The 8,276-nt window shown below is 63.4% G+C and carries 8 protein-coding genes and 1 tRNA gene; all 9 read right to left on the bottom strand.

The window, feature by feature from the left end; genetic code table 11:
- Positions 1-4 precede the first annotated feature (4 nt).
- Positions 5-4,132: a DNA-directed RNA polymerase subunit beta gene (gene rpoB / locus C7444_RS17005; protein WP_110402047.1), complete on the bottom strand. Its 4,128-nt coding sequence runs from the start codon at positions 4,130-4,132 to the stop codon at positions 5-7.
- 325 nt (positions 4,133-4,457) lie between these two features.
- Positions 4,458-4,835, bottom strand: a complete 378-nt coding sequence (gene rplL, locus C7444_RS17010) for a 50S ribosomal protein L7/L12 (RefSeq protein ID WP_110402048.1) — start codon at positions 4,833-4,835, stop codon at positions 4,458-4,460.
- Positions 4,836-4,874: 39 nt separating this feature from the next.
- Positions 4,875-5,402 carry a 50S ribosomal protein L10 gene (gene rplJ, locus C7444_RS17015; protein WP_110402049.1) on the bottom strand — a complete coding sequence of 176 codons (528 nt, stop codon included), beginning with the start codon at positions 5,400-5,402 and terminating at the stop codon, positions 4,875-4,877.
- Positions 5,403-5,662: 260 nt separating this feature from the next.
- Positions 5,663-6,373, bottom strand: a complete 711-nt coding sequence (gene rplA, locus C7444_RS17020) for a 50S ribosomal protein L1 (RefSeq protein ID WP_110402050.1) — start codon at positions 6,371-6,373, stop codon at positions 5,663-5,665.
- A gap of 1 nt (position 6,374) precedes the next feature.
- Entirely contained in the window at positions 6,375-6,806 is a 432-nt protein-coding gene (gene rplK, locus C7444_RS17025) for a 50S ribosomal protein L11 (RefSeq protein WP_110402051.1), read from the bottom strand.
- 177 nt (positions 6,807-6,983) lie between these two features.
- Positions 6,984-7,547, bottom strand: a complete 564-nt coding sequence (nusG, locus tag C7444_RS17030; protein WP_110402052.1) for a transcription termination/antitermination protein NusG — start codon at positions 7,545-7,547, stop codon at positions 6,984-6,986.
- A gap of 22 nt (positions 7,548-7,569) precedes the next feature.
- Positions 7,570-7,953, bottom strand: coding sequence for a preprotein translocase subunit SecE (gene secE / locus C7444_RS17035; RefSeq protein ID WP_110402053.1), 384 nt, complete (start codon positions 7,951-7,953; stop codon positions 7,570-7,572).
- 132 nt (positions 7,954-8,085) lie between these two features.
- Positions 8,086-8,161 (bottom strand) — tRNA-Trp (locus C7444_RS17040).
- Positions 8,162-8,179: 18 nt separating this feature from the next.
- Positions 8,180-8,276, bottom strand: a 97-nt coding sequence (locus C7444_RS17045; RefSeq protein ID WP_082016399.1) for an EF-Tu C-terminal domain-related protein, incomplete at its 5' end; no start/stop codon positions are given.

An 8,276-nucleotide genomic window follows, 5' to 3' on the forward strand; every position in this document is an offset into this window, starting at 1 on the left:
TGCTTCAGTTCTTCTCCAGCTCAATATCGATGCCCAGCGACCGGATTTCCTTGACCAGCACGTTGAACGATTCCGGCATGCCGGCTTCGATCGAGTGCTCGCCCTTGACGATGTTCTCGTACACCTTGGTCCGGCCGTTCACGTCATCGGACTTCACGGTCAGCATTTCCTGCAGCACGTAGGCCGCGCCGTAGGCTTCCAGCGCCCACACTTCCATTTCACCGAAGCGCTGGCCACCGAACTGCGCCTTGCCGCCCAGCGGCTGCTGGGTGACGAGCGAGTACGGACCGGTCGAGCGGGCGTGCATCTTGTCGTCGACCAGGTGGTGCAGCTTCAGCACGTGCATGTAGCCGACCGTGGTCGCGCGCTCGAAGCGCTCGCCGGTGCGCCCGTCGTACAGGTAGGCCTGCGTGCGGGTGTCGGTCAGGCCCTTCCTGGCGGCGATGTCGTCCGGGTACGCGAGCTTGAGCATCGCGCGGATCTCTTCTTCCTTGGCCCCGTCGAACACCGGCGTCGCGAACGGCACGCCGTTGACGAGGTTGCGCGCCATGTCGACGACTTCACCGTCAGACAGCTGCTCCAGCTCTTCAGGGTGACCGCCGGACTTGTTGTACAGCTCGTCGAAGAACTGGCGCAGCTCGGACACCGCGGCCTGCTTCTGCAGCATGTCGCCGATGCGCTGGCCGATGCCCTTGCCGGCCCAGCCCAGGTGGACTTCCAGCACCTGACCCACGTTCATCCGCGAAGGCACGCCCAGCGGGTTCAGCACGATGTCGGCAGGCGTGCCGTCGGCCATGTAGGGCATGTCCTCGATCGGGACGATCTTGGAGACGACACCCTTGTTGCCGTGACGGCCGGCCATCTTGTCGCCAGGCTGCAGGCGACGCTTGACGGCCAGGTAGACCTTGACCATCTTCAGCACGCCCGCGGGCAGCTCGTCGCCTTGCGTGAGCTTCTTGCGCTTTTCCTCGAACGCGAGGTCGAAGCTGTGGCGCGTCTGCTCCAGCGAGTTCTTGATCGACTCGAGCTGGTTGGCCGCTTCGTCTTCCGACGGGCGGATGTCGAACCAGTGGTACTTCTCGACTTCGGTCAGGTAGGCCTTGTCGATGACCGTGCCCTTGGCGATCTTGCGAGGGCCGCCGTTGGCGATCTTGCCGGTCAGCAGCTTCTCGATCCGGTCGAACGCGTCGGCCTCGACGATGCGCAGCTGGTCGTTCAGGTCCAGGCGGAAGCGCTTGAGCTCGTCGTCGATGATCTGCTGGGCGCGCTTGTCGCGCTGGATGCCTTCACGGGTGAAGACCTGCACGTCGATGACGGTGCCCATCGTGCCCTGGTCGACGCGCAGCGAGGTGTCCTTCACGTCGGACGCCTTCTCGCCGAAGATCGCGCGCAGCAGCTTCTCTTCCGGCGTCAGCGTGGTCTCGCCCTTGGGCGTGACCTTGCCGACCAGCACGTCGCCGGGGCTGACTTCGGCGCCCACGTAGACGATGCCGGACTCGTCCAGGCGCGACAGCTGCGCCTCGGACAGGTTCGGGATGTCGCGGGTGATGTCCTCAGGACCCAGCTTGGTGTCACGCGCCATGACCACCAGTTCCTCGATGTGGATCGAGGTGTAGCGGTCTTCGGCGACGACACGTTCGCTGATCAGGATCGAATCCTCGAAGTTGTAGCCGTTCCACGGCATGAACGCGACCAGCATGTTCTGGCCCAGGGCCAGTTCACCCAGGTCGGTCGATGCACCGTCGGCGATCACGTCGCCGGCGCCGACCTGGTGGCCGCGGCTGACGATCGGACGCTGATGGATGTTCGTGTTCTGGTTGGAACGGTGGTACTTGATCAGGTTGTAGATGTCGACGCCGACTTCACCGGCGACCGTTTCCGCGTCGTTGACGCGGATCACGATGCGGTTGGTGTCGATGTAGTCGACCACGCCACCCCGGCGAGCGGTCACCACGGTGCCCGAGTCGACCGCCGCCACACGCTCCACGCCCGTGCCCACCAGCGCCTTTTCAGGACGCAGGGTCGGAACGGCCTGGCGCTGCATGTTGGCGCCCATCAGTGCACGGTTCGCATCGTCGTGCTCCAGGAAGGGCACGAGCGAGGCGGCCACCGAGACGATCTGCGTCGGCGCCACGTCCATGTACTGGATGCGTTCCGGCGACGTCAGCACCGAGTCGCCCTTTTCACGGGCCGACACCAGCTCGTCGATCAGGCGGTTGTCGGCATCGAGCTTGGCGTTGGCCTGCGCGATGACGTACTTGCCTTCTTCGATGGCCGACAGGTAGTCGATCTGGGCGGTGGCGAGACCGTCCTTCACGCGACGGTACGGCGTCTCGAGGAAGCCGTAGTCGTTCAGGCGCGCGAACAGGGCCAGCGAGTTGATCAGGCCGATGTTCGGGCCTTCAGGCGTCTCGATCGGGCAGACGCGGCCGTAGTGGGTCGGGTGCACGTCGCGGACTTCGAAGCCGGCGCGTTCGCGGGTCAGACCACCCGGGCCCAGGGCGGAGACACGACGCTTGTGCGTGATCTCCGACAGCGGGTTGGTCTGGTCCATGAACTGCGACAGCTGCGACGCACCGAAGAACTCCTTGAGCGCCGCGGAAATCGGCTTGGAGTTGATCAGGTCGTGCGGCATCAGGGCTTCGGTCTCGGCCTGGCCCAGACGTTCCTTGACGGCCTTCTCGATGCGGGCCAGGCCCGAGCGGTACTGGTTCTCGGCCAGTTCGCCCACGCAACGCACGCGGCGGTTGCCCAGGTGGTCGATGTCGTCGACCTCGCCGTTGCCGTTGCGCAGGTCCACCAGGATCTTGACGACCGCGAGGATGTCCTCGTTGGACAGCGTCATCGGGCCTTCGGAGCCGTCGCGGCCCACGCGGGCGTTGAACTTCATGCGGCCCACGCGCGACAGGTCGTAGGTGTCGGCGCTGTAGAACAGGCGGTTGAACAGCGCTTCCACCGCGTCTTCGGTCGGCGGCTCGCCGGGACGCATCATGCGGTAGATGGCCACGCGGGCGGCCAGCTGATCGGCGGTCTCATCGGTGGCCAGCGTCTGGCTGATGAAGGCACCCTGGTTCAGCTCGTTGGTGAACAGGCAGGGCAGGTCCTTGATGCCGGCCTGGCGCAGCTTCTTCAGCAGCAGCTCGGTCAGCTCGTCGTTGGCCTTGGCCACGATCTCGCCGGTGTCCGGGTCGACCATGTTGCGGGCGACCACACGGCCGATCAGGAAGTCCTCGGGCACGCTCACGTGCTGGGTCTCGGAAGCCTCCAGCTGACGGATGTGCTTGGCGGTGATGCGCTTGTCCTTCTCGACGATCACGTTGCCGTTCTTGTCGGTCAGGTCGAAGCGGGCCACTTCACCCTTGATGCGTTCGGCGACGAACTCCATCTGGGCGCCGGTGTCCATCAGGCGGAAATTGTCGAACTTGAAGAAGTGCGCCAGGATCTGCTCGGGATTCAGGCCGATGGCCTTGAGCAGGATCGTGACCGGCATCTTGCGGCGGCGGTCGACACGGAAGAACAGGATGTCCTTGGGGTCGAACTCGAAGTCCAGCCAGGAGCCGCGGTACGGGATGATCCGTGCCGAGAACAGCAGCTTGCCCGAGCTGTGCGTCTTGCCCTTGTCGTGTTCGAAGAACACGCCCGGCGAGCGGTGCAGCTGCGAGACGATGACACGCTCGGTGCCGTTGACGATGAAGGAGCCGTAGTCGGTCATCAGGGGCACTTCGCCCATGTAGACCTCCTGCTCCTTGACTTCCTTGACCACCTTGGACTGCGAGGTCGAAGCTTCGCGGTCATAGATGATCATCTGCAGGCGCGCACGCACGGCGGCCGCAAAGGTGAGACCCCGTTGCTGACACTCCCGCACGTCGAACGGCGGCTTGGCAATGTTGAATTCCAGGAACTTCATCTCCACGAACCCGTTGTGCGAAACAATCGGGAACGCGGACAGGAATGCCGCCTGAAGACCTTCGGGCTTGCGCTTGGTCGGTGGAACGTCCTTCTGCAGGAAAGCTACATAGCTGTCCTTCTGCATCGTGAGCAGGTAGGGAACGTTCAGCACGCTCGCGCGCTTGCCGAAATTCTTGCGAATACGCTTGCGTTCGGTGTAGCTGTAGGGGGTTGCTTGCGCCATCTATCACTCCGTGTCGAACGCCACCACCGGGCCAGGGCAGCAGCTCTTTCGGCCGAAAAGTCGGGACGACTGGCACCAGGCCTTGCGCCTGAAGCTTGGTGGCTGGCCACTACCAGCCGCTGGCGGACAACCAGGGCATTGCACCCCGGCCCGACCAAACCGGTTCTCTGCAGTCGGTTCAGAGAACACTTGAAAAAGCCTTCCAGCTTAACGCAGAAGACTTTTTCAAGTGATCTTTAAGGTCAAAATTCAAGCACGAAAAGGCTGGCCCTTGTCGGGCCAGCCTTGACAGCGATTCAGGATGCGCGAGACGCGCACCGCCGAATTACTTGATTTCAGCCTTGGCGCCAGCGTCGACCAGCTTCTTCAGAGCGGCTTCGGCGTCAGCCTTGGCGATGGCTTCCTTGACGTTCTTCGGAGCGCCGTCCACCAGATCCTTGGCTTCCTTCAGGCCCAGACCGGTCAGCTCGCGCACGGCCTTGATCACGGAAACCTTGTTGGCGCCAGCTTCGAGCAGGACCACGTTGAATTCGGTCTTCTCTTCAGCCACCGGAGCGGCAGCGCCACCAGCGCCACCACCGGCCACGGCGACCGCAGCAGCGGACACGCCGAACTTCTCTTCAACGGCCTTGACCAGGTCGTTGAGTTCCAGCACGGTCATGGTGTCCAGTGCGGCCAGGAATGCGTCTTTGTCGAATGCCATTTGAGGGCTCCTAAATACAGTGAATTCAAGAAAACAGGATCAGGCGGCAGCAGCTTCGGCAGCCGGCGCTTCTTCAGCACCCGCACCTTGCTTCTTGGCCACTTCGGCGAGCACGCGTGCCAGACCGGAGACAGGGGTTTGCAGCAGACCCAGCAGTTGGGCCAGCAGCACTTCCTTGCTCGGCACGGAAGCCAGCGCCTTGACGCCGTTGGCGTCCAGGGCCTTGCCACCGTAGGCACCGGCCTTGATCACCAGCTTGTCGTTGGTCTTGGCAAAGTCGGCGATGACTTTGGCAGCTGCGACGGCGTCTTCAGAGAAGCCGTAGATCAGCGGACCGACAAAATGGCTTTCCGCCACCTCAAAAGGCGTTCCGGCAACGGCACGGCGAGCCAGCGTGTTCTTCAGCACATGAAGATACACACCCTTCTCGCGCGCGATCTTGCGCAGAGCATCCAGTTGAGCGACGGTGAGGCCACGGTACTCGGCCACTGCCAAGGTCTGTGACTTGGCCGCCTGGGCCAGCACTTCCTCGACAACGGCTGCTTTCTCGTTGCGATTGAGACTCAAGGTCTACTCCTTCAATACGTGCCCTGGAGCGGTTGCCCGCCCGGGGCACACCCGGATTCAGCGACCTTGCCTTTCAGGAGCCCTGTTTTCACAGGGAAAGACCTGTCAGGCGGGACCGCCATCTGCGCTGGCTGCGACCGGTTGCCCGGCCGGCGATTAAGCGGCACCCGGAAGGTGCCGCACCAGCGGTCTTGGATGGGCGACTGCCCACCAATTCGTCGGCACCCTGCGTCAGACGCGCGCAGGGTGCCCTGTCATGCTCAGGCCTGAGCCGACGAGGTGGCGATCGTGCCCACTTCGACACGCACGCCCACACCCATCGTGGACGACACGGCGACCTTGCGCAGGAACACGCCCTTGCTGGAGGCCGGCTTGGCCTTGGTCAGCGCCTCGAGCAGCGCGGCCAGGTTGCCACGCAGCTTGTCGTTCTCGAACGAGCGACGGCCGATGGTGCCGTGGATGATGCCGGCCTTGTCGACGCGGAACTGGACCTGACCTGCCTTGGCGTTCTTCACGGCCGTGGCGACGTCGGGGGTCACGGTGCCGACCTTCGGGTTCGGCATCAGGCCGCGCGGGCCCAGGATCTGGCCCAGCTGACCGACCACGCGCATCGCGTCCGGCGAGGCGATGACCACGTCGAAGTTGATGTTGCCAGCCTTGACTTCAGCAGCCAGGTCGTCGAAACCGACGACATCGGCGCCAGCGGCACGGGCTTCGTCAGCCTTGGCGCCCTGGGCGAACACGGCCACGCGCTTGGTCTTGCCGGTGCCGTTGGGCATCACGACGGCGCCACGCACGACCTGGTCCGACTTCTTCGCATCGACGCCGAGCTGCACCGCCACGTCGATCGATTCGTCGAACTTGGCGTTGGCGCATTCCTTCAGCAGGGCGAGCGCGTCATCGATGTTGTACAGCTTGGTGGTCTCGACCTTGCCGGCGAGGGCCTTCTGACGTTTCGTAAGCTTGGCCATCTCACACCCCTTCCACGTTCACGCCCATCGAACGGGCAGAGCCGGCGATGGTCTTCACTGCGGCATCCATGTTCGCAGCCGTCAGATCCTTCAGCTTGATCTTGGCGATCTCTTCGATCTGCTCGCGGGTCAGCTTGCCGACCTTGGCCTGATGCGGACGCGGCGAACCCTTCTCGAGCTTCAGCGCCTTCTTGATCAGCACGGTGGCCGGCGGGGTCTTCAGGATGAAGGTGAACGACTTGTCCGCGTAGGCGGTGATCACCACCGGCAGCTTCAGGCCGGGTTCCATCCCCTGGGTCTGCGCGTTGAACGCCTTGCAGAACTCCATGATGTTGAGGCCGCGCTGACCGAGAGCGGGACCGATCGGGGGCGAAGGATTGGCCTTGCCTGCCGGAACTTGCAGCTTGATGAAGCCGACGATCTTCTTTGCCATGATGGCTCCTTTCGAGTTCGAACGCCCGCCGGACAGACTGTCTCGGCAAGCTCCTCGTCATCTGATCCAGGCGACCTGCGTCGCCCGACACGAAGACACAAGGTGCTGGATCAGCTCACACCCTGCGCCAACGACACGGCGAACCTTCGCCGCATCGCCATGGCCCGACCCGCGGGGTCAGACCTTTTCAACTCCGCTGAAGTCGAGGTCGACCGGCGTCGCGCGCCCGAAGATGGTCACGGCCACCTTGAGCTTGCTCTTCTCGTAGTTGACCTCTTCGATGGACGCGTTGAAGTCGGCGAACGGGCCTTCCTTCACACGAACCACCTCACCCACTTCCCATTCAACCTTGGGACGCGGCTTCTCGGTGCCTTGCTGCATCTGGTTGACGATGTTCATCACTTCGTCTTCCGAGATCGCCTGCGGCCGGTTCTTGGCTCCACCCAGGAAGCCGCTGACCTTGCCGGTGTTCTTGACCAGGTGCCAGGACTCGTCGTCCATCAGCATCTCGACCAGCACGTAACCCGGATAGATGCGCCGCTCGGTCACGACCTTCTTGCCGTTCTTGACTTCGACGACCTCTTCGGTCGGCACCAGCAGGCGGCCGAACTTGTCCTGCATGCCGGCGCGGTCGATGCGCTCGCGCAGATTGCGCACGACGGCCTTTTCCATGCCCGAATAGGCCTGGACGATGTACCAGCGCATCGGCACGGAAGGAACAGGGGTCTGAATGTCGCTCATGGCTTACCTTCGCGTGTGCGCGTTAACGCTTCCAACCCAGGATCAGGTCGTACAGCACCCACTCCAGCGTCTTGTCCGTCAGCCACAGGAACAGGGCCATCACCACCACGAAGGCAAAGACGTAACCCGTCATCTGCGTGGCTTCCTTGCGGGCGGGCCAGACGACCTTGCGCAACTCACGAACGGATTCACGACCGTAGGCGATGAGCGCCTTGCCCGTCTCGGACATGAAGAACACCGTCACGGCGCCCGCCAGCAACACCACCAGGGCAGCCCACTGAGCGTAGACGCCTTGGCCGGAGAGGACATAGAACGCCACCAGAGCCCCGAGCAACAGGGCGATGGCGCCGCCCAGCTTGGCCTTGTCAGCGCTGGTGGAGACGGTGTCGACTTGTGGAGTGGTCATTTGATTCATCTTGTTCGTGGCGGCATGCCACGAAACACTCGGACCCAACAGCAGCAAAGCCCGCCGAAGCGCTGAACGCTTCCTGCGGGCCGGCAGCCGGGCCACGGAGACAGACTCAGGAAATCGAGAGTCTGGCAGGGGCAGAGGGAATCGAACCCCCAACCTTCGGTTTTGGAGACCGACGCTCTGCCAATTGAGCTATGCCCCTGCGGCCTTGAATTGGCAATCAGTCCAGGATCTTGGCAACGACGCCGGCGCCGACGGTGCGGCCGCCTTCACGGATGGCGAAGCGCAGACCTTCTTCCATGGCGATGGGGGCGATC

The sequence above is a fragment of the Sphaerotilus hippei genome (assembly GCF_003201595.1).
Taxonomy (GTDB): domain Bacteria; phylum Pseudomonadota; class Gammaproteobacteria; order Burkholderiales; family Burkholderiaceae_C; genus Sphaerotilus; species Sphaerotilus hippei.

Excerpts from the sequence above, each read along its gene's own strand:
- rpoB (WP_110402047.1), bottom strand. The coding sequence starts at position 4,132 with ATGGCGCAAGCAACCCCCTACAGCTACACCGAACGCAAGCGTATTCGC.
- rplL (WP_110402048.1), bottom strand. The coding sequence starts at position 4,835 with ATGGCATTCGACAAAGACGCATTCCTGGCCGCACTGGACACCATGACC.
- rplA (WP_110402050.1), bottom strand. The coding sequence starts at position 6,373 with ATGGCCAAGCTTACGAAACGTCAGAAGGCCCTCGCCGGCAAGGTCGAG.
- rplK (WP_110402051.1), bottom strand. The coding sequence starts at position 6,806 with ATGGCAAAGAAGATCGTCGGCTTCATCAAGCTGCAAGTTCCGGCAGGC.
- nusG (WP_110402052.1), bottom strand. The coding sequence starts at position 7,547 with ATGAGCGACATTCAGACCCCTGTTCCTTCCGTGCCGATGCGCTGGTAC.
- secE (WP_110402053.1), bottom strand. The coding sequence starts at position 7,953 with ATGACCACTCCACAAGTCGACACCGTCTCCACCAGCGCTGACAAGGCC.